This is a genomic window from Bradyrhizobium sp. Mp19 (genome assembly GCF_029952935.1).
Classification (GTDB): domain Bacteria; phylum Pseudomonadota; class Alphaproteobacteria; order Rhizobiales; family Xanthobacteraceae; genus Bradyrhizobium; species Bradyrhizobium elkanii.
Window position 1 is genome coordinate 41633 of the sequence record NZ_JASAUT010000020.1, and the last position, 23101, is coordinate 64733.

The following is a 23101-nucleotide window of genomic DNA, read 5'->3' on the forward strand; positions in this document are numbered from 1 at the left end:
ATCCGGGTTGATTGCGGTCGGCCTCGACGGATTTTCCAAGGGCTGGGTCGCCGTCACCATCGACGGCGACCGGCGCACGGTTTCCTTTCACAGTGACATTGTGGACGCGCTGGCGCGTCCGTTCGATCGCGCCGGGATCGATATCCCGATCGGTCTGACCGATGACGGCGAGCGCGATTGCGACTTTCTTGCGCGCGTGAGATTGCGCCCGCACGCCTCGCGCGTCTTCACCGGCGCGCGGCGCTGGCTGTGGCAGCAGTTTGACGATCCCGATCTCGCGAATGCGGAAGCGGTGCGCCGCAGCCAGACCCGCGTGTCGCGCCAGCTCTGGCATCTCGGCAAGAAGATCATGGAGGTCGACGCGTTCGTGCGCGCGAACGCCACGCGCGATATCCGCGAGGCGCATCCCGAACTGGTGTTCCTGCGGCTGAACCGCGGCGAGCCTTTGCCGCGCAAGAAGTCGGAGGAGGGCGATGCGCTCCGCTGCAGGCTGCTGAAACGATCGGGCTTTCGCGAGATCGATCGATGGCTCACCGAGATGCGGACCGGCACAGGCGCGAAGCGCGACGATGTGCTGGATGCGTGTGCAGTGGCGCTGGCTGCGCGCGAACCTTGCGGAAGCGTTCCCGAAGCGCCGCCGCGAGACGTGTACGGTCTGCCGATGCAGATCTGGTTCTAACTGCAGTTGGTCACCTGGTTGGAGCACAGGCTGCGCCACCAGCCGCGCACGCCGTCATGGCTCTCCACCAGCGCCCAGTGCCCGCTGCAGGCGAGGATGCGTTTCGGACCGTCGTCGGTATCGAACTCACCGCCGAGCTTGCGCAGCGCCGGCGTCCACTTGGCATCGACGAAGGGTGCCTGGAACAGCCCGCCCATGCGGGTGTAGCCGTTGGCGTAGCTCGCGCCGACCTTGTTGGCGGCAACCCATCCGCGCCCGGCATAAGGCTTTGGCGCGTTGCGCGGATAGCGCTTGTCATCCTCGTAGGCCTTGCCCGGCGGCATCGCGCCCTCGATCAGAAACCAGCCGTCCTTGAAGCCGATGATACGAAACTCGGTGAGCCAGCCGCCCTCCGGCGTGTTCTCGGCCCCTCCCATCTTGAGATGGTAGGGCGGCGGCAGCTTGCCGAGCAAGCGTGCCTTCGCCGACGGCTCCGCGCGCACGTTGAGGCCTGCGAGGTCCTTGTCCTCCGACCAGGCGCCGAGGTCGCATGGTTCGGTGCCACCGGGCAGTGTGTTTCGCTTCGCGTCAAGTTCGGTCTGGCGCGCGGCAAAATCATTGTCCGCGCCGTCGGCATTTTTGGTCGCGATATCGCTGGGACCGCGCGGCTTCAGTTCGGCCGACAGGGCGCGCGTACCATCCTTGCTGAGCGTCACGACCATCATCTGACGCGGCGCGAAGACGCTTGCTGGCGTCTTCGGGTCGTCTGCGTTCGCGGCATAGACCGCGAGATAGCCGGTGGTGCCGGCGGCATCCGTGCTGGAAGAGGTGCCCGCAACATATCCGGCCGGCACCAGCGCGACCGCGCTCGCGCGCCAGGCCGGTTCGGCTTCGCTTGCTTGCTGCGCGGAAGCCGTCGCGGCTGATAACGCCATGACGGCAACGGATGTCAGGATGCGCATGCGTGTGCGCTTGCTGCGGTTACGCCCGCGTGCCGGTGAACGGGAAGCTGCCCATCGGGCCGATGCCCATCTCGCCGGAAATGCCGTCGCCGGAGACCTTGCCGGTGAATTCGAGCGTCAGCGGCATCGGGTTGGTGATGGAAACCTTCCAGGCGACGTCGTCGCCGTTCACGGTGCCGTCGAAGATTTCGGTGGAGTTGCCCTCGGCGCCCTGCGTGCCGGTGAGCGTGCCGCCCGAGCTTGCCAGCGATAGCGTCGCCTTGCGCTCGCCCATCGGGGTCGTCATCGTGAGATTCCAGTTTCCGTCCACCGCCATTGATGTCTCCCCTCCAGGTAAAGCGCTTTCAAGCGAAATGGCTACCGGTTCGCGTGAAGAAAACGCGTGCGCGGGTATAGCCCATCTTGCCGCGCGCGCCTAGTTCGCGGCTGCGGCGATCAGGCGCGGGCGGCGGCGCGCAGCCGGCTTCCGACCAGGAAGCGGAAGGCGACATACTGGATCGCGAAGGCGGCGATCTTGGCGCCGACCAGCACCACCGACACGTAGAACGCCCACAGCTTTATGTCGCCGGTCGCCGCGATCGCAATGGTGCCGGCGGCGAGGATGAACATCAGCCCGGCCCAGGCGTAGCCGGCGAGGGTGGCGTATTCCGGAATCGTCTCGGTCACGATCGGCGGCAAATAGCGCAGCATCCAGCCGCGCTTGAGCATGATCGCGCCGATCGCGATGTGGCCGATCGCGGGCTTCGCCAGCACGAAGCGCGGATCGTTGGTGAAAAGCGTCGCACCGCCGAGCACGATCACCAGCCCAAGGCTCGCCCAGGTCATGTAGCCGAGCGCCTGTCCCTTGACGCGCGCATAGACCACTTGCGCAATCGCGCCCGCGATCGCGACGCCGGTGGCGATCAGCACATTGTCGGTGGCGAAATAGACCACCAGGAAGACGATGGTGGAGAGGAAGTCGCTCGCAAGCCTGGCAAATACGCTCTTCATCGTCTTGGTTTCCGTTTCCTCGGGATGATGGTTGTGATGATGGCTGCGTCTAGCGTGAAGGCAGCGCGCCGGCCGGCGGCGCCGCGTCCTTGGCCGCGCGATGGTGCGGATACCAGTGGGTGAAGCCGACCGCGGCATTGCGTGCGGCGAAGGCGATCAACAGGCCCGTCCACAGCGGCAGTGCCGGGACGTAAAGCACCGCAATGTTGCCGATCAGCATGAGCAGCATCGCGACGGTCCATGCGCCGGTGATCAGGTAGTTGGCGTGGTGGAAGCCGGGCAGCTTCGCGGTCTCGGCATCGACCTGCTCCAGCGCGTATTGCCGCGTGAAGGGACGGCCGATCATGATCGAGCCGAGCGACACCAGCAGGATGCCGGCATCGACCGCGATCTTCACCGCGGTGCTGCTCGGCGTCGCGTCGATGAAGGTGAGGTAGAAGCCGATCGCGGCGAATATGACGACCGAACCGACGCCGAGGATCTTGATGCTGCGGCCGCGAGCGATGTCGAATGCGATCACGGCAAGGCAGATTAGCGCGGCACAGAGCAGGCTCACCGTGGCCGAGGTCACCAGCATCAGCATGGCGAAGGCGCCGTAGGGAGCGAGGATCAGGAAGATCGTCATGGTGAGCCTCATCGGCTGATCTTTACATCGTAAAGATACCCTAGAGGCGAGCAATGGAAGCGTCAAGCGAAATCTTTACAGTGTCAAAATCGTGAGGTGATTGGGAAAAATCAAGGTTAGGCAAGAACATAAAGGTGGCTCTCGCACTTGGCGCTCGCCGTCCCGCATCGTCACCGCCGGGCTCGTCCCGGCCATGACAGTCTTTCCGGTGAACAAAGACGTGGATGCCCGGGACAAAGCCCGGGCATGACGATTGGCGCTCTGATGCGGAGCGATCGTTCGCTACTCCGCCCCCACCCAATTGCCGTGGAATCCATCCGGCACGCGGTGGCCGAGATGGACCAGCGCGGTAGGGCCCGCTTCGACATCTTGCGCGTTGAACACAGCGAGGTCGCTGCGGTTTTCGCGGGCGCGCCAGACCACCGCGAGCAGCCAGCCGTCGCCTTCCGCGGCGTCAGCGCCGCGCTCGACGAAGACAGGCTCGGAGATCGTATCGCCGGCGGGCAGCAGATAATGGCCAAGCCGCTTGCCATGGCCGTCGACATGCACGATGCCCGACAGCGCGCCGAACATCGGCAGATCGGGGTTGGCGCAGGCGTACCAGCCGTGATTGCTGGCAAACCCGGCGCGGCGATCGTCGACGCGGGGGAATTCGCCGGTGAGGTCGTCGAGATAGGTTTGCGTGAACCGGTCGGTGTTGCCGGAGAGGTCGAAGGTCCAGCGGCAATAGCGCGCGCGGTTCTTCCGCGGGTCGGTCGGCGAGCCGTCGGGATGATTGAACAGCGGCGCTTCCTCGAACTGCATCACGTCGGCGATGATGCGATTGCCGTCTTCCCACGCGTTCATGACATGGAAGACGTAGCAGGTCTCGGCACGGAACCAGACGATGTCCTTCGACGTACCGCTGCGCTTCATGACGCCGACATAGGCGCCTTTCTCCGGCTCCCAGGCATAGGGCGCCTGTCCGCGCATCGCGCGCTGCATGCTGCCGGTGATCGGCAGGATCGGAAACAGCACATGGTTTTCGGTGACGATGAAGTCGTGCACCATGCTGGCATAGGGCGCCTCGAAACGCTCGAACCGTGTCACCACGCCGGACGAGCTCACCGCACCGAACGACAGTGCCGGCGTCAGCGGGCCCGCGGCGTTGTAGCCGAAGAACACCATCTCGCCGGTGACCGGATCGATCTTGGGATGCGCGGTGAAGGGGCCGGAGATCGCGCCCTTGTAGTCGCAATAGCCAAGGCGTTTGAGCGTGCCGGGCTCGATCTCGGTCGGCAGATGGCCTTCCTCCAGTGCGAGCAGCCGGCCGCCATGGAAGATGATGTTGGTGTTGGCGACGCCGCCGTCGGTCGTGGTCGTCGCCGGCGTATCCGGCATCTTGCGGCCGAAGCCGCCGAACAGCGCGCGGCCGGCATCGTGCTCGGCCTGCCATTTCGGCGTGCGGACCCAGCGGTTGCGGTAGCTGGCGCGGCCGTTCTCGAGATGGAAGGCGTGCAGCATGCCGTCGCCGACGAACCAGTGCGCACCGGGCGCCTCGAATTGCGGATTGGGGCCGTTGCGATAGAGCGTGCCGTTCAGCTCGCGCGGCAATTCGCCCGAGATCTTCAGGAATGGCGCGTCGGCTTCGAATGGGATCGGCGCCAGATTGGTGCGCGCCGCATTGGATGTGACCTGGTCGAGCATTCCGCATCTCCCTGCATTATGATCTTTACATCGTAAAGATATCAGTAGGGATGACGCCGCCGATCGTCAAGCAAAATCTTTACAGTGTAAAAATTGCGACATATAAGGGCCCGATGGCAAGAATCTCCAAAGAAAACAAGGCGACTCGCCCGGCACGGGCCCCGACCCGCCGGGTTGCACGGACCGCGGCGGCTCGTCCGGCCCCACGGCGCCGCGCCAACGACACGCCGTATCATCACGGCGATCTGCATGAGGCACTGTTGAAGGCCGCCGAGCGCGTGCTCGAGCGTGATGGATTGGCGGGACTGACATTGCGTGCGGTGGCGCGCGAGGCCGGCGTGTCGCACGCCGCTCCGACGCATCATTTCGGCGATCTCACCGGTTTGCTCAGCGAACTCGCGGCGATCGGTTTCCGGCAATTTGGCCTCGCGATGGCGGCTGCGGACGCTTCGGCGGCCACGACGCCCGAGAAGGGCGTGGCGAGCGCCAAGGCTTATGTTGCCTATGCGCAGGCACATCCCGGCATGTACGGGCTGATGTTCCGCAGTGAGCGGCTCGATCATTCGCGGCCCTCGCTGCACGAGGCGTCCGAGGCTTCGTTCGCAGGGCTGACCCGCGGCGTCGGCGCCAGCCGGCATGAGCAGATTTCCAAGGAGCAGCTTACGCTGGACCAGGCCGCTGCGATCGCGTCCGCCTGGTCGCTGGTGCATGGTTTCACCATGCTGCTGCTCGACGGACGCCTCAAGACGATTCTGGATCGGTCGCCCGAGGGCACGTCCGCGGAAATGTTGTTGACCGCGATGCTGCGATTGTCCGCGGGCCGCTCGGCGCGGCAATAACCAGTGCTGCCCGTGGGCTAGCGCTTCACAAGCGACGTGGTCCGGCCGCTCTGTCCGATCGTCTTCACCGTGTCCGTGCCGCATTTGAAATCGCGGGCGAAATCGTCGGCGGCCTGCCGCGCCAGCGCGTTGGCGTTGGGATTGGCCGCGACGTCGACATAGGCGACATGACAGACATCGCCCGGCGGCAGCCGGGTCACGGCGAGCATTGCCCGCGAGACAGGGCCGCCGCGCTTGTCCTGCTCGCTGTTGTCGGCGATCTGCCAGCGCTGGATGATCGCAAACGGCTTGCCGCCGGCTGCACGCCATTCGACCTTATCGCCGGTCGAGCTGAATGGGCCGAACCAGGCCTGCGCCGCCGGTTCCCTGGCTGCCGCCTCGCGGTTTCGGCCCACCGAGACCACTTCGCGCAGATCGCCCTCGTTGATCAGCACCACGAGCCCGGATTTTCCCGGACAGACCCTCGTGGTGCTGCCGTCCTCCTCGCTGGGCTTGCCGATCATGCGGCAGGCCTTCGGCGCGGTCGATGTGTAGCTGCTGCTGATCGTCTCGGCGCCGGCCTGACCAGGATTTGCACCGGCAAGCGCCATAACGATCGTTGCAAAAGCAAGGTATTTCATCGGGGGAAACCTGGGATCCGGACGTTACTTTGTGTCTGACATATGCAATCTGGGGAAGGTTCAATAGACACGCGGGAAACACCTGACAGGCGCGCGGAATCGTCCTAGAAGGGCGGCTTCGCAACTTCTGTCGCGTGCACTTGCGTGCCGTAACCTTGATCGTCATGTCCACGATATCATCCAACAAGCCCTATCGCGTCGGCCGTTCCCGTACCGGTCTTGGCCTTTTCGCCACCAAGCCGATCAAGAAAGGCACCAAGATCATCCGTTATTTCGGGCCGTTGCTCGACTCGAAGAAGAAGGATGAGGACGCGATCGAGAACAAATATCTGTTCGAGCTCACCAACCGCTGGACCATCGACGGCTCGATCCGCGAGAACGTCGCCCGCTATATCAACCACGCCTGCAGGCCGAACGCGGAATCCGACGTTCGCCCACGCAAGCGCAAGGTGTTCATCCGCGCCATCAAGGACATCGAGCCGGGCGACGAAATCAATTACGACTACGGAACCGACTATTTCAAAGCCTATCTGAAGCCGATCGGCTGCAAGTGCGATGCCTGCGAGAAGAAGCGCAAGAAGAAGCGCGCGGAGGCGAGGGCGGAGCGGGTGCGGCTGAAGGAAAGGGCCGAGCGGAAGGCACAGCGCAAGGCCGAGAAGCTCGCCGAGGAGCGGGCCAGGCAGCGGAAGGCGAAGAAGGCTGCCAAAGCAAACGGCAAGCTCGCCAACGGAACGACGCTGAACGGCAGTCACCTCAATGGTCACAGCCTGATCAACACGGCGGGCAAGAAGGCCGCCTCGTCGAAGCGGGGCACCGCTCGGGCGCTGAACGCCTGATACCCACGTCGCTCGAAAACGCTCTAGCCGCTCGGCCGGTGCGCCGCGCGTGGTAGCGGGGAATTGCCGAAATCCAGCGTCGAGCGCTGGATGATCGTGCCGTGCTCGTCGATGACGAGACGGAAACGCTTGCTCCCCGAGAAGAATGTGAGGCGATGGCGCCCCTGATCAGCGTCGAGCCCGCGCTCCGAACGCGTCGTGATTGCGCCCGAGCGCATCCCGGCCTGCAGCAGCGGAACCGCGATGCCGAGGCCTTCGGCGACGATATTGGCGTCGACCTCGAACGCGCCGTCCGCGAATGTGATCGTCGTCATGATGCCCTCGCGGGATGGCGGACGGGACGCGGCAGGTAGGCGCATTCGGCGAGCGTCGTCCCGTCGAGCTCGCGCATGAAGGCCTCGCGCGCCGCGGCAAGCTTCGCCTTCAGCCGGCAGCGCGGCAGCAGCAGGCAGTCTCCGCCATCATCCCTGAAACATTCGACCAGCGCGCTGCCGCCTTCCAGCGCGCGCACCACCTGGCCGAGGGTGATGGTCTCCGCCGGCCGCGCCAGCGAAAAGCCGCCGCCGGCGCCGCGCTGGGTGGCAATGAAGCCGGCCTCGGCAAGATCGCGCACCACCTTGGCGAGGTGGTTGCGGGAAATGTCGAACTCGGCCGCGATCTCGCTGGTGGCAAACGACCGGTCCGGCTCGCCGGCCAGCCGCATCAGGGCGCGGAGCGCAAAATCCGTGAACGATGTCAGGCGCATGGAAGCCCTTCGAAATCAGCACTTGGCGGATCAGCTATAGCAGGCTAAATAGGTATTTGAAATGCATATTTAGGGTGAGCCATGACAGGAGCAGAGCGCCGCGAGCAGATCACCGCCGGGATCGTCGCGCGGACCGGGATCACCGAGGCCATGATCGAGCAGCTGGTGCATGCGTTCTACGCCGAGGTCCGCAAGGACCCGATGATCGGGCCGGTGTTCGAGAACAGGATCAGCAATTGGGCGCCGCATCTGGCCCAGATGTGCGCGTTCTGGTCCTCGGTCGCGCTGATGACCGGGCGCTATCACGGCACGCCGATGGTCAAGCATATGCCGCTGCCGATCGACGCCGCGCATTTCGACCGCTGGCTCGAACTGTTCGAGGCGACCGCAGCCGAGCTGTGCCCGCCTGAGGCGGCGGCGCATTTCATCGATCGCGCGCGGCGCATCGCCTCGAGCCTCGAGATGGGTGTCGCCAGCGGGCAGGGCGTGATGCTGGCGGTCGGCGAGCGTTACAGGCGAAGCGAAGCAGGAGCAGTGCAATGAGGAACAGGGCGAAGGCGATCGCGCGCGCCATCGACGGCGCATGGTTTCATCAGGATCAGGCCGATCCGTTGTCCGGCAGCAGCCTCATGCCGATGCTGATCATCGGCGTGGCGCTGACCTTTGCCGGCATGATTGTCGCGGTGGTGCTGAGCTGACAGAAACGGCCGCCGCGTTTGCCGCGACGGCCGGTCGTCACGTCTGGCATTCGGTTTACGCCGCGACCGCCTCACCGCTGCGGCGCAGCCCGATATATTGCAGCTCGGCGAACACGCCGGTGGCGATCGCCTGGGCGAGGATCATGATGGTCCCGAAGAGGGTCGGCGATATCGCGCCCGACAGCAGCAGCGCGATGCTGGCGAGCGTCCAGGCCGCGTTGCCGACGACCACCAGCATCACCAGCGGCTTCGACACCGACATGCGCGTGCCGAGCCAGCCGACCAGCGCGGTATAGGCGATCAGGAACAGCCCGGTCTCGCGCAGCAGCGCTTCCGGCAGGCCGAGCAGTGATGCCAGCGCGCCGGCGTCGAGCACCATCGCTATGGCGGATACGCCGCTGAACACGGCGTCGGCAAGCAAAGCGCGGCGCAGCAGCTGGGACGAGTGGATCATGGCAGTGTCTCCTCGGGTTGGGATGGGGATGGTCAGCGGAACAGCGACTGCAGCTGACGCCACAGCCGGAGCGGACACAGCGCCTTGCCGACCCTCATCTCGGCCGCATAGACCTGCGCGAACACGAACACGCCGGTCGCGTGCACGAGCGGCTGGGGCATGTTGAGCGAGCGCGCGACGAGCCAGGTGGCCAGATGGATCAGCCACGGGAGCAGGACGGCGAAGGCGCGGACAAGGGACAGCATCAGCATGGTCATCTCCTGTGCCATGGAAGATGACGCGGCCCGCGCGCCAATTCGATTACCTCGCATGTAATGGAACGGGCGAATTTCGCATGGTAGGTTTTGCACCATGAACGCACATGCATCCATGGCGCGGGCCGAGCCCGCCAAACCCGTCCTGATCGGCGAGCACCTGCGCGATTGGCGGCAGCGCCGTCATCTCAGCCAGCTCGACCTTGCCGTCGATGCCGAGATCTCGGCGCGGCATTTGAGCTTCGTCGAGACCGGCCGCTCGGCGCCGTCGCGCGACATGGTCCTCAAACTGGCGGAGCGCCTCGACGTGCCCCTACGCGAACGCAACGTGCTGCTGGTCGCCGCGGGTTTCGCGCCCGCATTCCCGCAACGCTCGCTGGATGATCCTGCGCTGAAATCGGCGCGCGAGGCCATCAACCTGGTGCTGAAAGCGCACGAGCCCAATCCGGCGCTGGCCTATGACCGGCACTGGAATCTGGTCTCTGCCAACCGCATGGTGGCGCCGCTGCTCGAGGGCGTGCCGCAGCGGCTGCTCGGCCAGCCCTTCAACATCCTGCGGCTTGCCTTTCACCCCGAGGGCCTCGCGCCGCGCACCGTGAACCTCGCGGAATGGGCCGCGCATCTACTGGAGCGGCTGCATCGGCAATGCGAGGCAACGGCCGATCCGGAGCTGCTCAAGCTCTATCAGGACCTGAAGTCCTATCCGATCCCGGCGCGGTCGGCCCCGATCACCACCGACAACAACGTCGCGCTTCCCTTCAAGCTCCGCCTCAATGGCGAGATCCTGAGCTTCATCTCGACCACCATGGTGTTCGGCACGCCGGTCGACATCACGCTGCAGGAATTGGCGCTGGAGACCTTCTTCCCGGCCGATGAGCTGACCGCCGAGCGGATGCGGCAGATGGCAGCCAGTATGAAATAGCGGCTTGTCTCGGAGCGCTTTCGGCCTACCTTTGGGGTTCCATTTCCGCCGGGAACCCTGCCATGAGCGATCTGAAGCCGCTTCGCCTCGACATCGTCTCCGACGTCGTTTGCCCCTGGTGCTATATCGGCAAGCATCGCATCGAGGATGCGCTCAAGCTGGTGCCCGATGTGCCGGTCGAGGTGCATTGGCGGCCGTTCTTCCTCAACAACTGGGTGCCGCGCGAGGGCATCAGCCGCGAGGAATATCTCACTGCCAAGTTCGGTTCGGTCGATGCCTACAAGGGCATTGCCGGTCGCGTGGTCGCCGCCGCCAATGAGGAGGGGCTCACCTACCATCCCGAGCTCGTCAAGCGGCAGCCCAACACGATCGACTGCCATCGCCTGATCCACTGGGCCGAGGCCAAGGGCAAGGCGGCTGAGATGAAGCAACGGCTGATGGAGCTGTATTTCCGCGACGGCGGCGATCTCACCGACAGCAACGTGCTGGTGCAGGCGGCAAGCGACGTCGGGCTCGATGCCGACGACGTGCGCAAGCGCCTTGCTACCGACGAAGATGTCGCCCTGGTCTCGGCGCAGGCCCAGGAAGCCGCCGAGAAGGGGATTTCGGGCGTGCCGACCTTCGTGTTTGCGCAGAAATACGCGGTGTCCGGTGCCCAGCCGGCCGAGCAGCTCGCCCGCGCCATCCGCCAGGTCTCGGCTGAGATCAACGCGCAGGCGGCGCAGTAGTCCGCAATCCACATCGAAAGCCCGGCTTATGCCGGGCTTTTTCGTTTGCCCACATCATCCATCGGAAACAATCAGGGAGACCATCATGATCTATGAGCTGCGCACCTACACGGTACGTCCAGGCGCCGTCGGCGAGATGGTGAAGGCCGCGAGCACGATCTCGCGCGATATCCGCGCCGACAATTTCGGCAAGCTGGAAGGCTACTGGATCACCGAGATCGGTCCGCTCAATCAGGTCATGCATATGTGGAGCTACGCCGATCTCAACGAGCGGACTCGGCTGCGCGCCGAGCTCGCCAAGAATCCGCGCTGGACCGGCGAGTATATTCCGGTGATCCGTCCGCTGCTGGTGCGGCAGGAGGTGCGGCTGCTCAATGCCGTGATCCCGCCGGTGGCGCCGGCGACCAAGGGCAACATCTACGAATTCCGCAACTATCGCGCCAAGCCGGTCGGCGGCGCCAAGCAATGGCTCGATCTGATCACCGGCGTGATGCCCGAGCGCGAGAAATACTCCAAGATCGTCGGCCTCTGGACCACCGAAGCCGGGCAGCCCAACGAGGTCTGCCACATCTGGGCCTATCCTGATCTCAACGCCCGCGCCGCCGCACGCGGCAACGCGATGAAGGATCCGGCCTGGCTGGAATTTTTGAGCAAGGGCACGCAGGTGCTCGAGGAGATGCACTCGACCATCATGCTGCCGGCACCGCACTCGCCGTTGCAGTAAGGCAGGCGCTGGTCGCGCCGCGTTTCCCAATGATGCGCCGAGCGCAAGGCAGAGAGGCCGCCGGTTGAGGCGGCCTTTTCGTTTGGCGTCGGGACGTCGAGAGCGCGGGCAAAAAGCCCCATCCGATGTTTCCATCAGATGAGGCTTTCGAAGCAAGGGCGCGCGCCGTCTGAGAACCAGCGCGCCACAACGCTAGTCGGGCCAGCTGACACCAACCTGACGGCGGCTGCCCGTTGTTTCCCGATGTGTCTGCATGCCTACGAAAGGGTAAACCGCATTATCCGGGCTTGCCGCGCCGGCTACGGATGAAGCGCACGGCGCCGCGCGCGCCTTCGTAGGCGAATTTGTTCAGGGTCAGCGCGGCGTGAATGGCCGGCACCAGCGGATCGCGGCGCCGCAGCGGCAGCAAGACGTCGCCGATCGCGAAGCGGCCGCGCCAGATCGGGTCGATCATGGGGTGGCCGGGCGCCGCCGTGGAATCGGCCGAATTGATCGCGGGATCGGCGCAGAGATGGCGCGTCAGCTCCAGCGTCAGCTGCGTGCCGGGCGAATGTTTCGCAAAACGCTCGTCGACGCCGATCTTGAAGAAGAAGGCTCGGTCCTGGTGGCGCACCACGATGCCGCCCGCGACCGGCGTGTCGCCCGCATGCAGCGTGATGATCTCGCAGCGGCCGGCTTCGGCCATCGTCGACGTCGCGCGGCGGATGAAGGCCGCATCGCCGGCATGCTGGCTGAGCGCCGTGCCGCGCTGGCCCTTCCAGCCACCGGCTTCTAGGACAAGGAAAGTCTCGAGCGCCGTCGCAACCTCGTGCGGCGTGCGGGCGACATCGAAGCGCACCGCGCCGTGGTCGGACAGGCGATGGTGCTGACGGCGCAACTCCTTCAGCTTCTTAGGCCCGAGCGCGTCGCGCAACAATTCGTCGGCATCGCGCGTCGCATCCAGCTGGGCGCGCTGATAGGCGCTCAGCACGCGCGGCTGCAACCCGTCTCGCGCCAGCACCGCGCGGATCGCCGCCATGGCCGGGCCCTCGAGCGACATGGTGCGCAGGATCAGCGCATGCGCGCCCGCATTGCGCGCCTGCCGCAGCATCTTGCCCACCGCTTCCTCGGCGGCGTCGCGGTCGAGCAGCGGCGTGCACAGCGTGCCATAAGGTTCGGCGCCGACCAGCGCGGGCAGGGGGATGCGGTAGATCCGCCGCATCGGAACGACCGGCAACAGCCCGATCAATTGCCCGGCATCGCCTGCGGCACTGAGCAGCGCCGCGCCGGTGCGGCCGCGCGCGGAGGCATCGACCGCCAACTCCCAGTCGGGCTGATAGTAGCCATTGGCCTCGATCGCGCGCGCGGCAAGCGCACGCCATGCATTGAGCGGCGCGGCCGACAGCGGCGGCAACGTGCGATCGTCCGTGGCATCCCTGCGCGATGCACGGTGGATCATTGCCTGGTCAGCAATATCGGCCACGTCCCTGTTTCCCCAGTCCGCGAGGCCGATTGGCCTTGCGTTCGTCAGGGCAACGCTAGCGGAAAGAAATGGAAAATGCCGTTGAGGCCATCAGGCAAGTTGAGCGGTCGTGTTAACGGGCCGTTCAGCATACCCGGTGCGCGCCGGCCTGGCCGTCTCGCCGGCTCAAGCGCTAGGGTTTGGCGCTCCGCTGCGCTTCCGCCGCAACGGTGCTCTCGACCGGTTCGTAATTCTGCGTCACGCAATTGTCGTCGGCCTCCACCTGCCGGCGATCGAAGATCGCGCCGTCGTTGATGAAGACGCGATAGGTCTGCGTCCCCAGGGGCTTGCCGATCACCGATGTCAGCTCGGCGCGGACGCAGGCGGTCCAGCCGGTGCCGCGCGGGTCGTGCAGCGGGGCGGAGACCCGCACATGGGTCGGCTGTGAACCGGCCGTGAACACCGAATCCAGCTTGCCCGCGACCAGCCGTTTGACGTCCGGAGGCGTCTCGAGCGGGGCCGGCTCTGTAGCCTTGACCTTCAAGGCCTCCGGCCACACCGCGTGGCTGTCCGCCAGCCCGCAGCCAGTCAATATGAAGGCGGCGCCGGCCAGCAGCGCCGCCAGATGTACTTGTCCCTGTCCCATTGAGCGAATTTAATGTGCCACCGCCAAGATTGCGCCCCCCTGGTGGCGCTGAATTCGCATCGCGCGGCGCTTTGTCGATCAACAAATGTCGAGCGACAAGTTATCGTTGGGGTAGAGGTATTACCGGATGTTGCTGCGGCGGCGGGGGAGACAGACTGACATGAAACGCTTCACGGTTGCTGCCGTCATTCTGGCGCTGCTCGCGACACCCACGCTGGCCCAGGGCCGGCGAGGGGGCGGTGGGGGCGATACGAAGACGGAGCAGAAGCCCAAGGTCGACGAGAAGGCCTACAAGGCTGCGCTCGATCGGATCCCCGAGCCCAAGGAGAAATACGACCCCTGGGGCGTCACCAAGCCGGCAGCCGATCCGGCCAAGAAGCCGAAATAGCCGGGCTCGCGAGGTCTCTGCGGCCATTCGACATCCGAACCGGCGTCGGTCGGCAGCACATTGGCGCACGGCATGAACCTTGGCCTGACGGCGTCCGACCCATCTTCGATGTCATTGTCGGAGGCCGCCATGCTTCGCCGTTCGCTCCTCAGCCTGATCGTTCCGGCAGCGATCCTGCTCGGCGCCGTGCCGGCGTCGGCGGAAAACCGGCTGGCGCTGGTGATCGGGCAGTCGGCTTACAAGTCGGTGCCCGCGCTGCCGAATCCGGCCAACGACGCCAGGGCTGTGTCGCAGATGCTGACCGATGCCGGATTTGCAGTCACGGCCGCATCGGACCTGTCGCAGGACGAGATGCGCGCACGGCTGAGCGATTTTGCCGGCCAGGTGGCGGCAAAGGGCGCCGACACCGTGGCGCTGGTGTTCTATGCCGGACATGGCCTGCAGATCGACGGCGAAAACTATCTGGTGCCGGTCGATGTCGATCCGAAGCGCGAGGCCGATATCCCGATCCAGGCGGTTCGGCTCAACGACATCCTGAATACCTTGACCTCGGTGCCGAGCCGGATGCGCATCGTGCTGCTCGATGCGTGCCGCAACAATCCTTTCCCGGAGCTCAGCAAGACCGCGGGGCACGGGCTCGCCATCGTCGATGCCAAGGTCGGCGCGCCCGGCACGTTTGTCTCGTTCTCGACCTCGCCGGGCGCGGAAGCCGAAGACGGCAGCGGCGCCAACAGCCCCTACACGACCGCGTTGCTGGCCTCGGCCAAGGAGCCGGGCATCCCGATCGAGGACACCTTCAAACGCGTTCGCCTGGCGGTGAACAAGGCGACCGACGGCCGCCAGACGCCGTGGGACTCGTCCTCGCTCACCGACGACTTCCGTTTCATGGCGGGTGCTGCGGCGTCGCCCGCAGCGCCGCCGCCGCCGGCCGCGGCCAAACGCAGCGTCGACGACTGGAAGCGCGAATTGCAGGGCAAGCCGATCGAGGCCGCGAATGAGCTGATGGTGGTCGACGGCACCGACGAATCCTATGAAGCCTTCGCCGCGATCTTCGCCGGCACGCCGCGCGGCCTGCAGGCGCGCGACTGGCTCGACCGGCATCGCCGCATGATGGCGTGGAATAGTGCTGTTCTCGCCAACACGGCGGCGGCCTATCGCGGCTTCCTCGCGCAATATCCTGACACCGACCTGACAGCGACCGCGCGCAAGATGATCGAGCGGCTGCGCTACCGTCCCGATCCGGCACCCGCCGTCGCGCTCAGTGTGCCCGCGACCAACGTCGCGCTGGCGGCGCCGACCTGTCCCTGCAACGCCGCGCCGCCGCAACAGCCGCTGCAGCAGAGGGCCAACGTGCCGGTGAAAAAGCGTGCCGATCCCGATCCGCCGCGGCGCGCGGGCAAGCGCCCGCCGCGCGTTGTGGTCGAGGACGACGTCGTGGTGGTGCGCCGTCCGCCTCCAACCGTGGTCTATGAGCCTGCCGGACCGCCGATCGGAATCGGGATCGGCATCGGTGGCGGCGGTGGTTATCGCGGCAACTACGGCGGCGGCTATCGCCGGGGTGGATACTGACGCGCCGATCGCGTAAAGGCTTTCCCCGCATGAGATGCGGCGCCTGATGATCGCATCCTGGGGGAGGACGCGATGCGGTCGCTGCTTTGCCTGCTTGCCGCGCTGCTGCTGTGTGCTCAGCCGGCGCGCGCCTGGGAATATTGGGGCGGCGACCGCGGCGGACAGCGCTTCTCGCCGCTAACGCAGATCACATCAGACAATGTCGGCACGCTGGTGCGCGGCTGGGAATTCCGCACCGGCGATCTCGATACCCGCCCGCCCGAGGTGATGAAGCGCACCAAGTTCGAGGTGACGCCGCTGTTCGTCGAGGCCAGCCTGATCCTCTGCACGCCGTTCAACGAAGTGATCGCGCTCGATCCCGGCAGCGGTGCGCAGAAATGGCGTTTCGATCCGAAGATCAGCATGGCGCAGCGGCCGGCCAATCGCTTTGTCTGCCGCGGCGTCGCGCACTGGACGGATGAACGTGCGGCGGAAGGCGCGGCCTGCAAGTCACGCATCTTCACCGGCACCAACGACAGGCGCCTGATCGCGCTCGATGCCAGAACCGGCAAGCCCTGCGCCGATTTCGGCAACGCTGGCGAGATCAAGATCGACGTTGGGATGAAGCTGGAATGGCCGGGCGAGTTTCAGATCACGTCGGCGCCGGTGACGGGACGTGGCGTGGTCGTGGTCGGGTCCGCGATCGGCGACAACCGGCGGGTCGACGCGCCGCTCGGCGCGGTGCGCGCCTTCGATGCGCGGACCGGCCAGCCGCGCTGGAGCTTCGATCCGCTCGTGCACAATGGCGTCGAGGCCGGCCACAGCAATGTCTGGGCGCCGATGTCGGTGGACGAGGAGCGCGGCCTGGTGTTCCTGCCGACGACATCGCCCAGTCCGGACTTCTGGGGCGGCAAGCGCCCCGGCGATGACGAGCACGCCAATTCCGTCGTCGCGCTGAGGATCGAGACCGGCGAACTCGCATGGGCATTCCAGACCGTGCATCACGACGTATGGGACTACGACCTGCCGGCGCAGCCAACGTTGGCGCGGATCGACACCGGCGATGGTCAGCGCGACGTCGTGATCCAGCCGACCAAGCAGGGCTTTGTGTTCGTGCTCGATCGCGACACCGGCAAGCCGGTGTGGCCGGTGGAAGAGCGCGCGGTGCCGCAGAACGGAGCCGAGGGCGAGAGGCTGTCGCCGACGCAGCCGTTCCCGAGCCATGTGCCGCCGTTGCTGACGCAGCGGATGACGACCGATGATGTCGCCGGCCTGCTGCCGGGTACCGGGAGCTCGGCCTGCGAGACGCTGCTCGCGCAATCCCGCAATGAGGGCCTTTACACGCCGCCGTCGACGCAAGGCACTGTGATCTATCCGATGACCGGCGGCGGTGTGAACTGGGGCGGCGCGGCGTTCGATCCGGTCAATCAGATCCTTTACGCCAATGTCAGTCATGCGGCGCACATCGTCACACTGATTCCGCGCGACCAGGCCAAGGGCTTCAATCCGCCGCCGGGTCATGAATTCGGCCAGCAGGAAGGGGCGCCGTTCGCGATGTCGCGGGCGCTGGCGAAGTCGGCGGTCGGGTCGCCCTGCAACAAGCCGCCATGGGGCGAGACGGTGGCGGTCGATCTCAAGGCCGGCAAGATCCTGTGGCATGCGTCGGTCGGCACCAGCGAGGATCTCGCGCCGCTCGGCATCGCGCTCAATACCGGCACGCCGCTGGTCAACGGCGTCGCGATCACCGCGGGCGGACTGGTGTTCACCGGCGCGATGGATGCCTATCTGCGCGCATTCGACGCCAGGTCTGGAAAGCAATTGTGGCTCGGCCGGCTTCCGGTGCCCGGCGTCGCCAATCCGATGACCTATTTCTGGAAGGGCGAGCAGTACGTCGCGATCGGCGCCGGCGGCCATTCCGAGGCCGGCACATCGATCGGCGATAGCGTGGTGGCCTTTCGCCTGCCGCGTCAGGGCGAGGGGGGATCGTTGTGGTCGCGCCTGATCGACTGGCCCGGCGGGCGGTTCACCGCCAAGGCTGTGGCCGCCGGACTCGTGCTCGTGGCCCTCATTGCGCTGTTGTGGCGCTGGCGGCACAGCCGTCGCTCGCGATCCGCTTAGGTGCTCCCTGCTGCAGGTGCGCGCCTCCAAAATATCGAAAACAACCCCATGCAAAGTAGCCGGCGGCTGCCGGCGTTCGAAAAGCAACTTGACACGTCGGGCAACTCAGGGGTATTTTTCTAATATTCCGAAATGATGCAAGCGCCGCCTCGCTGCGCCAAGGCGCGATGAATTCAGGTTGAATCGGCTTGGCGGCATTCGCTGCATCTTCCCCCGCAACCCGCAGGGCAATCGCATTTGGGAAAAATCTGGCGAGAAGCGCCCCTGCGGCCCATCCTTCGAGACGCCCGCCTTTGGCGGGCTCCTCAGGATGAGGTCTTGTTTAGCGGCACAATAGTAGACCCTCATGGTGAGGAGCGCCGCTTGCGGCGCGTCTCGAACCACGAGGCCGAGTACGTGCGCAACCGCCCAAGGGACATATGCGATTGCCCTGCCCGGCAACTGGAGAGGGAGCGCAGGTTCTTTGCGGATGCAATTGAACCTGGGGCGTGGACTCATAATTCTAAGATGTCGCTTCCGAGAGGAAATGCGGACACGCGGCGCAGACCGCGGGGATGTCACCTAGTGGACCAACTTCGCCGCCTCTGACTGGTCCGGGACTTCTCATCAACGATCCTCGACCGCCGCATTTGACCCAAAGCCGACGATGACGTGACCTGCACACGTGCAGAGGCTTTATTGAGCGTCTAGTTATGGTAGAGTTGATGAGATGAGACTACCAGAGGACACGATGAAAACCGTGCGCACTTCCATCCAGTTCGCACTGGCGGCGTGGCTGGTAATATTCTTTCTCGGGGTGCTACCGTACGCGGGTAGCCAAGCGCTAAAAATCAAAGATCGTCCTCGCGTAATGGGATTTTTCTCAAACTACCGCGAGGTTTCCGGTACAAAAGGCTCTAGATACGTTGTGGCTACTCTCGATTTCGATCGACCAAGCCCTCAAGGCCTAGTTCACTGCAAGATTGATCCCTATACGCTGGGCCCAGTTAACACTGAAGCATCAAAGCTTTCGAACGCTCAATTTGCCGTACAGATGGGCACATGCGAGGCGGCGATACAGTTGCCGCTTGGAAGCCCGCATGACCTTTGGGGCTGGATACGGCTCCTTCTCCTCGGTTCGATGTACGCAGCAATAATCGGATGTGTTTATGGCTTCGCTGTGCTGCACGATTACGTCTGGAAGCACGGGCATGGCAAGCAGACGGCGGGCTGAGCACCACCACGTGACATATGCTCGGGTCACGTCTGCTTCTGGCCCTGAGCGGACATTCACCACAGCATTGCTGATGTCGGCTTTTGAGAGCGACACCGACCTCGCTATCCGCTCGCATACACTGGATTTTCGAGTACACGCCCCTGTTCTCATCACGCTTTAGCGCGACCCGTCACAAATCAGGAACACGAATTCTCAATCCGTGCACTGAAGCGACGTGCAGTCAAAGTTGCGCGATGTCTCGCTTGCGTTCGCCGTGATGCTTCGCATACGAGGTCGCGAACGGACCCGCCGGGCTTCCGGCGAACCCGTTGATTTCAGATCATTGCCCATGGTGATTGCGATGAAGATCACTGCCTCGATCATGCTTGCCGCCGCGCTCGCGCTGTCGTCCGCGCCGGCCAACGCCACCGTGCTCGATCTCTCGACCATGACGTGCAAGCAGTTCGTCGAAGGTGGCGACGACACCATCAAGATGGTGCTGGTCTGGATGGACGGCTGGTACAAGGGCGATTCCGACGAGGCGATCATCGACACCGACGTGTTTACCGAGAACGCCAAGAAGTTCGGCACCTATTGCGGAAAGAATCCGACGATCAGCATCGTCAACGCCGCGGAGGCCGTGCTCGGCAAGTAAATCTTGCTACGCAAGCTATGGCGGGATTGGTCTAGTCGGCTTGCTCAGTGTCATCACCCGCGCATGCGGGTGATCCAGTATTCCAGAGACCGTGGTGATGGAATGAGCGGCCGCGGCGTACTGGATCGCCCGGTCAAGCCGGGCGATGACAGTTGCGTAGGATGGGTAGAGCGAAGAGAAACCCATCATCTCAATGCGCGGCAAGAAGCTCGGCAAGTAAATCTTGCACCGTGATTAGCCTGAACCCTCATGGTGAGGGGCGCGGGACGCGCGTCTCTGTACGATGCTTCGCATCGCCAGGCGAACCATGAGGCCGGGCTGGTGGCCTCGTCCTTCGAGACGCTTGCTGCGCAAGCTCCTCCAGCGACAAAGGCGAAGCCTTTGCGCGGGGATGAGGAGATACACCGTCTATGATGCGAGAGGCCTATCCCGGCAGCATCGCGAAGGCGCTCGACACCATCGCCACCGGCTTGTTGTCGGTGGCGGAGGATAGCGTGACGCGGCCGAAGCTCATGGTGCGGCCGAGCCTGACCACGCGGGCGTCGGCCAGCACGTCGGAGGCGGTCACCGCGCGCATGAAGTGGGTGGTCTGGTCGACCGTCGTCATCGGGCGATAGCCCTTGTTGGCCGCGAGGTTGGCGAGCACCATCGCGGTGTCGGCGAACGCCATCAGCGCCTGGCCGCAGACGATGCCGCCATTGCGGCACAATCGCTCGGAAAACGGCATGCGCAGGATGGCGCCGGGCTGCCAATCGGCATCGCCGCTAGCAGGCGGGGCGATGTCGAACTGCTCGATCGCCAGATTGAGGTCCTGCACCCATGGCGCAAAGACGTCGCCGAGCACGCGCTTTGCGTCGTCGATCCCGAATTCACCGGCCTGCTGCATGACGTCCCGTTTCCTCCGCTGATGGTTTTGCCATTTATCGCCTAGTTGCGCGTGACATGCACTGCCGGCGTGTTGCCCGCATTCCACTTGCCGTCGATCGCCCGTTCGATCTGGGCGGCGAGTTGTAGCAACAGCCCGTCACTCGCTTGCTTTCCGATCGCCTGGATGCCGAGCGGCAGGCCGTGCTCGTTGGCCGCGAGCGGCAGCGAGATCGCGGGGATGCCGCAGAGATTGGCGAGCGGCGTGAAGGCGAAGTTGCGCCAGAGATTGCCGAACCAGTCCAGCACCGACGGATTGTCCGAGATGGTGAGATACTCCGTGGTGCCGACCTTCGGCGTCGGCAGCGCCGTGATCGGCGTCAGGATGATGTCCCAGTCCTCGAAGAAGGCGCCGAAGCCGCGCGAGGTGGTGTTGAAGACGGCCTGCATGCGGGCGCGATCGGCGAAGCTGAAGTCGCGGCCGTGCTCCCAGATGCGGATATTGATCGGCTCGATCAGCTCCGCCGGCGGCCGCTCGAGGCCGCGCGCGGCGAGCATGTTGCCGATCACGACGGCGAAATTGCTGATGTAGCAGGTGGTCTGCGCCGCGAAGGCTTCCCGATAGTCGATCGACGGCAGTGCGTGATCGACCTGATGGCCGAGGCCTTCGAGGAAACGTCCGACCCGCTCGAGCTCGGCTGTGATGTGCGGCGTCGCGCGATAGTCGCCCCATGTGTGCGACAGCGCGATTCTGAGCCGGCCGGGATCACGCGCGATCATCGCGGCATATGGCTCGGGCGAGGTCCAGAACGGCATGAACTCGCCGGGCGCAGGTCCCCGGCAGGCATCGACGAAGCCAGCGGTGTCGCGCACCGTGCGCGACTGGCAGCCCTGGATCGAGACCAGCCCGGTGAGATCGGACAGATGCGGCGCGAGTGAGAACACGCCGCGCGAGACTTTCAGGCCGATATTGCCGTTGACCCCGGCGGGAATCCGGATCGAGCCGCCGCCGTCGGTCGCATGCGCGATCGGCACGGCACCGGCGGCGACCATCGCCGCGCTGCCGGCCGACGAGCCGCAGGTGGTGTAGTCGGTGTTCCAGGGATTGCGCGTGACATAGACCGCGGGATTTTCCGCCGAGCTGCAGACCCCGAACTCCGGCGTCGTGGTGCGGCCGATCAAATTGAGGCCGGCCTTGCGCATCTTCGCGGTCAGGAAGGTATCCGCCGCGGCGCGATTGCCGCGCATCATCAGCGAGCCCATCTCCTGCAGCCGGCCCTTCAGCGTCGGGCCGAGGTCCTTCATCAGGAAGGGCAGGCCGGCGAACGGGCCGTCGAGGTCGGCGCCGTCGCGCGCGGGGTCGGCGATCACATCGTCGAACAGCTCGACGACGCCGGAGAGCGCGGGATCGACCTTGGCGACGGCGCTGGCTGCCTGCGACGCCAGCTCACGGGGCGTCAGCTCGCCGGCCCGGACGCGCCCTGCGAGCGCCGTCCCGTCATGCTGCGTCCACTCGTCCCAGCTCATCGCCAAAGTCATTTGATCGATTCCTTTTCTGCTTTGTTGCGCAGTGTAATTTGCGCGGACGCCCGGTCAAACCGACGCGCGCTGCGCTGCGTTCCGATGCGCGCTTGCGCTGCGCTCCGACGCGCACTGCGCTGCGCTGCAAGCGCCGTGCCCGGCTTGAAAATGCCCCAGTTTCGGCGCTCAGTCGCCTCCTCGCGAGTGGTGGGGGCGTACATGTTCCGCAAATTGGTGGTGCTCGGCGGCGTGGTTGCGATCGGGCTTGCGCTCAGCGGTTGCACGCGCTGCGGTCCGGTCTGGGACGGCTGGATGCAGTCGCCGAAATCCTGCAAGTCAGACCATCTCTAGTGTGCTGAATGCGAAGTTCGTGCGATTTCGCGGCAGCCACTTTCACGAACTTCGCATTCATAAAGCACACTAGAATCATAAGTTTGCTAGTGTCCTTATCGAATCCGAAGTTCGCTCCGAAGGTGCGGCAAATGATGCGAACTTCGGATTCGGGACACTAGGGCCGGGGCAGGCGCGCTTGGCCAGACACGCTTGGCGACGGCTTTCTTGCGGTGATATACCGGCGACGAAAATGCAAGGAGCGTACTCATGAGAGTTTTGTGCGCAGTCGCGGTTGCGGTGCTGCTGTCGGCGCCGGCCTATGCGCAGATGCCGAACGTCAACCTGATGCCTGAGGTCAAGACCAGGACCCAGGAGGAGAAGGAGCAGGACGCGGTCAGGGACAAGGCCTACAAGGACTCGCTCAGCAAGATTCCCGATGCCAAGGGATCGTCCGATCCCTGGGGCGTCGTGCGCAGCGATCCGCCGAAGGCGGCCGCCCATCCCGCCAAGCCGAAGACCAAGACCGGAAGTTCGGCGCAGCCCGGAAGCGCCGCGCCGCGTAGCCAGTAACGCCCGTTCGGGGCGACGTCATCCGTCTCCCGCAGACTCGGATTCTCCTGCCGCCGCCCCTATATTGGGGTGTCGTCAGTT

At 65.0% G+C, this 23101-nt stretch carries 29 protein-coding genes; 15 read left to right on the forward strand and 14 right to left on the reverse strand.

Translation table 11 applies throughout. The features are described from left to right. The first annotated feature begins 7 nt into the window (after nt 1–7). Nucleotides 8–679, forward strand: coding sequence for a DUF429 domain-containing protein (locus QJT82_RS21905; RefSeq protein WP_028339824.1), 672 nt, complete (start codon nt 8–10; stop codon nt 677–679). Here the strand turns inward: QJT82_RS21905 and QJT82_RS21910 are convergent. The 5 genes from QJT82_RS21910 to QJT82_RS21930 all read right to left on the reverse strand — a co-directional run bounded on the left by QJT82_RS21910 (nt 676) and on the right by QJT82_RS21930 (nt 4921). Further along, nucleotides 676–1620, reverse strand: coding sequence for a hypothetical protein (locus tag QJT82_RS21910; RefSeq protein WP_028339825.1), 945 nt, complete (start codon nt 1618–1620; stop codon nt 676–678). The two genes, QJT82_RS21905 and QJT82_RS21910, sit on opposite strands and share 4 nt — an antisense overlap. Nucleotides 1621–1639: 19 nt before the next feature. Then, nucleotides 1640–1936 carry a hypothetical protein gene (locus QJT82_RS21915; RefSeq protein WP_028337138.1) on the reverse strand — a complete coding sequence of 99 codons (297 nt, stop codon included), beginning with the start codon at nt 1934–1936 and terminating at the stop codon, nt 1640–1642. A gap of 119 nt (nt 1937–2055) precedes the next feature. After that, on the reverse strand, nt 2056–2610 hold the full coding sequence (locus tag QJT82_RS21920; RefSeq protein ID WP_028339826.1) for a septation protein IspZ: 555 nt from the start codon (nt 2608–2610) through the stop codon (nt 2056–2058). Between the two features lie 49 nt (nt 2611–2659). Beyond that, a complete protein-coding gene (locus QJT82_RS21925; RefSeq protein ID WP_155258406.1) occupies nt 2660–3247 on the reverse strand; it encodes a hypothetical protein in 588 nt (195 codons plus the stop codon). Nucleotides 3248–3517: 270 nt separating this feature from the next. Then, nucleotides 3518–4921, reverse strand: coding sequence for a carotenoid oxygenase family protein (locus tag QJT82_RS21930; protein ID WP_028339828.1), 1404 nt, complete (start codon nt 4919–4921; stop codon nt 3518–3520). Nucleotides 4922–5034: 113 nt separating this feature from the next. Here QJT82_RS21930 and QJT82_RS21935 point away from each other — a divergent pair, with 113 nt between their 5' ends. Beyond that, nucleotides 5035–5760: a TetR/AcrR family transcriptional regulator gene (locus QJT82_RS21935; RefSeq protein WP_028339829.1), complete on the forward strand. Its 726-nt coding sequence runs from the start codon at nt 5035–5037 to the stop codon at nt 5758–5760. Nucleotides 5761–5777: 17 nt separating this feature from the next. Here the strand turns inward: QJT82_RS21935 and QJT82_RS21940 are convergent, their stop codons facing one another. Continuing rightward, entirely contained in the window at nt 5778–6380 is a 603-nt protein-coding gene (locus tag QJT82_RS21940; protein ID WP_035631192.1) for a hypothetical protein, read from the reverse strand. A 164-nt stretch (nt 6381–6544) separates the two neighbouring features. Between QJT82_RS21940 and QJT82_RS21945 the strand changes: the two genes are divergently transcribed. Continuing rightward, nucleotides 6545–7216 (forward strand): SET domain-containing protein, encoded by a 672-nt coding sequence (locus tag QJT82_RS21945; protein WP_028339831.1) that lies wholly within the window; start codon nt 6545–6547, stop codon nt 7214–7216. 23 nt (nt 7217–7239) lie between these two features. Here the strand turns inward: QJT82_RS21945 and QJT82_RS21950 are convergent, their stop codons facing one another. Then, nucleotides 7240–7530 (reverse strand): DUF6522 family protein, encoded by a 291-nt coding sequence (locus QJT82_RS21950; RefSeq protein ID WP_028339832.1) that lies wholly within the window; start codon nt 7528–7530, stop codon nt 7240–7242. Then, on the reverse strand, nt 7527–7961 hold the full coding sequence (locus QJT82_RS21955; RefSeq protein WP_028339833.1) for an Rrf2 family transcriptional regulator: 435 nt from the start codon (nt 7959–7961) through the stop codon (nt 7527–7529). The genes QJT82_RS21950 and QJT82_RS21955 overlap by 4 nt, the downstream gene beginning before the upstream one ends. A gap of 81 nt (nt 7962–8042) precedes the next feature. On the opposite strand from QJT82_RS21955, the gene QJT82_RS21960 reads away from it, so the two are divergent. Next, a complete protein-coding gene (locus tag QJT82_RS21960; RefSeq protein ID WP_028339834.1) occupies nt 8043–8504 on the forward strand; it encodes a group III truncated hemoglobin in 462 nt (153 codons plus the stop codon). After that, the gene (locus tag QJT82_RS21965; protein WP_196238138.1) at nt 8501–8659 is read left to right on the forward strand and encodes a hypothetical protein; all 159 of its coding nucleotides are present in this window, start codon (nt 8501–8503) and stop codon (nt 8657–8659) included. The genes QJT82_RS21960 and QJT82_RS21965 overlap by 4 nt, the downstream gene beginning before the upstream one ends. 55 nt (nt 8660–8714) lie before the next feature. Here QJT82_RS21965 and QJT82_RS21970 read toward each other — a convergent pair whose 3' ends face one another. Together QJT82_RS21970 and QJT82_RS21975 are read right to left on the reverse strand one after the other, a co-directional pair. Continuing rightward, nucleotides 8715–9113, reverse strand: coding sequence for a hypothetical protein (locus QJT82_RS21970; protein ID WP_028339835.1), 399 nt, complete (start codon nt 9111–9113; stop codon nt 8715–8717). Between the two features lie 32 nt (nt 9114–9145). After that, nucleotides 9146–9370: a hypothetical protein gene (locus QJT82_RS21975; RefSeq protein WP_028339836.1), complete on the reverse strand. Its 225-nt coding sequence runs from the start codon at nt 9368–9370 to the stop codon at nt 9146–9148. A gap of 94 nt (nt 9371–9464) precedes the next feature. On the opposite strand from QJT82_RS21975, the gene QJT82_RS21980 reads away from it, so the two are divergent. The 3 genes from QJT82_RS21980 to QJT82_RS21990 all read left to right on the forward strand — a co-directional run bounded on the left by QJT82_RS21980 (nt 9465) and on the right by QJT82_RS21990 (nt 11741). After that, on the forward strand, nt 9465–10289 hold the full coding sequence (locus tag QJT82_RS21980; RefSeq protein ID WP_028339837.1) for a helix-turn-helix transcriptional regulator: 825 nt from the start codon (nt 9465–9467) through the stop codon (nt 10287–10289). A 62-nt stretch (nt 10290–10351) separates the two neighbouring features. After that, a complete protein-coding gene (locus QJT82_RS21985) occupies nt 10352–11017 on the forward strand; it encodes a DsbA family oxidoreductase (protein ID WP_028339838.1) in 666 nt (221 codons plus the stop codon). Between the two features lie 85 nt (nt 11018–11102). Beyond that, a complete protein-coding gene (locus QJT82_RS21990) occupies nt 11103–11741 on the forward strand; it encodes an NIPSNAP family protein (protein ID WP_035631194.1) in 639 nt (212 codons plus the stop codon). 277 nt (nt 11742–12018) lie between these two features. On the opposite strand, the gene QJT82_RS21995 is transcribed toward QJT82_RS21990, so the two are convergent. Both QJT82_RS21995 and QJT82_RS22000 read right to left on the reverse strand, forming a co-directional pair. Further along, nucleotides 12019–13203 carry a GNAT family N-acetyltransferase gene (locus tag QJT82_RS21995; RefSeq protein ID WP_028339840.1) on the reverse strand — a complete coding sequence of 395 codons (1185 nt, stop codon included), beginning with the start codon at nt 13201–13203 and terminating at the stop codon, nt 12019–12021. A gap of 172 nt (nt 13204–13375) precedes the next feature. Continuing rightward, nucleotides 13376–13828 (reverse strand): hypothetical protein, encoded by a 453-nt coding sequence (locus tag QJT82_RS22000; RefSeq protein WP_028339841.1) that lies wholly within the window; start codon nt 13826–13828, stop codon nt 13376–13378. 160 nt (nt 13829–13988) lie between these two features. On the opposite strand from QJT82_RS22000, the gene QJT82_RS22005 reads away from it, so the two are divergent. The 5 genes from QJT82_RS22005 to QJT82_RS22025 all read left to right on the forward strand — a co-directional run bounded on the left by QJT82_RS22005 (nt 13989) and on the right by QJT82_RS22025 (nt 19732). Next, on the forward strand, nt 13989–14216 hold the full coding sequence (locus QJT82_RS22005; RefSeq protein WP_016848541.1) for a hypothetical protein: 228 nt from the start codon (nt 13989–13991) through the stop codon (nt 14214–14216). Nucleotides 14217–14345: 129 nt separating this feature from the next. Beyond that, on the forward strand, nt 14346–15785 hold the full coding sequence (locus QJT82_RS22010) for a caspase family protein (protein WP_028339842.1): 1440 nt from the start codon (nt 14346–14348) through the stop codon (nt 15783–15785). Between the two features lie 72 nt (nt 15786–15857). Next, complete coding sequence (locus QJT82_RS22015) at nt 15858–17882, forward strand: pyrroloquinoline quinone-dependent dehydrogenase (RefSeq protein ID WP_028339843.1); 2025 nt, start codon at nt 15858–15860, stop codon at nt 17880–17882. Between the two features lie 730 nt (nt 17883–18612). Beyond that, nucleotides 18613–19095: a hypothetical protein gene (locus QJT82_RS22020; RefSeq protein WP_155258407.1), complete on the forward strand. Its 483-nt coding sequence runs from the start codon at nt 18613–18615 to the stop codon at nt 19093–19095. Nucleotides 19096–19438: 343 nt separating this feature from the next. After that, entirely contained in the window at nt 19439–19732 is a 294-nt protein-coding gene (locus QJT82_RS22025) for an HdeA/HdeB family chaperone (RefSeq protein ID WP_028339845.1), read from the forward strand. A 424-nt stretch (nt 19733–20156) separates the two neighbouring features. On the opposite strand, the gene QJT82_RS22030 is transcribed toward QJT82_RS22025, so the two are convergent. Then, entirely contained in the window at nt 20157–20618 is a 462-nt protein-coding gene (locus tag QJT82_RS22030) for a PaaI family thioesterase (RefSeq protein ID WP_028339846.1), read from the reverse strand. Nucleotides 20619–20659: 41 nt separating this feature from the next. After that, complete coding sequence (locus tag QJT82_RS22035; RefSeq protein WP_028339847.1) at nt 20660–22135, reverse strand: amidase; 1476 nt, start codon at nt 22133–22135, stop codon at nt 20660–20662. A gap of 201 nt (nt 22136–22336) precedes the next feature. Between QJT82_RS22035 and QJT82_RS22040 the strand changes: the two genes are divergently transcribed. Then, the gene (locus QJT82_RS22040; RefSeq protein WP_028339849.1) at nt 22337–22468 is read left to right on the forward strand and encodes a hypothetical protein; all 132 of its coding nucleotides are present in this window, start codon (nt 22337–22339) and stop codon (nt 22466–22468) included. Nucleotides 22469–22717: 249 nt separating this feature from the next. Then, entirely contained in the window at nt 22718–23020 is a 303-nt protein-coding gene (locus QJT82_RS22045; protein WP_028339850.1) for a hypothetical protein, read from the forward strand. The last annotated feature ends 81 nt before the right edge of the window (nt 23021–23101 follow it).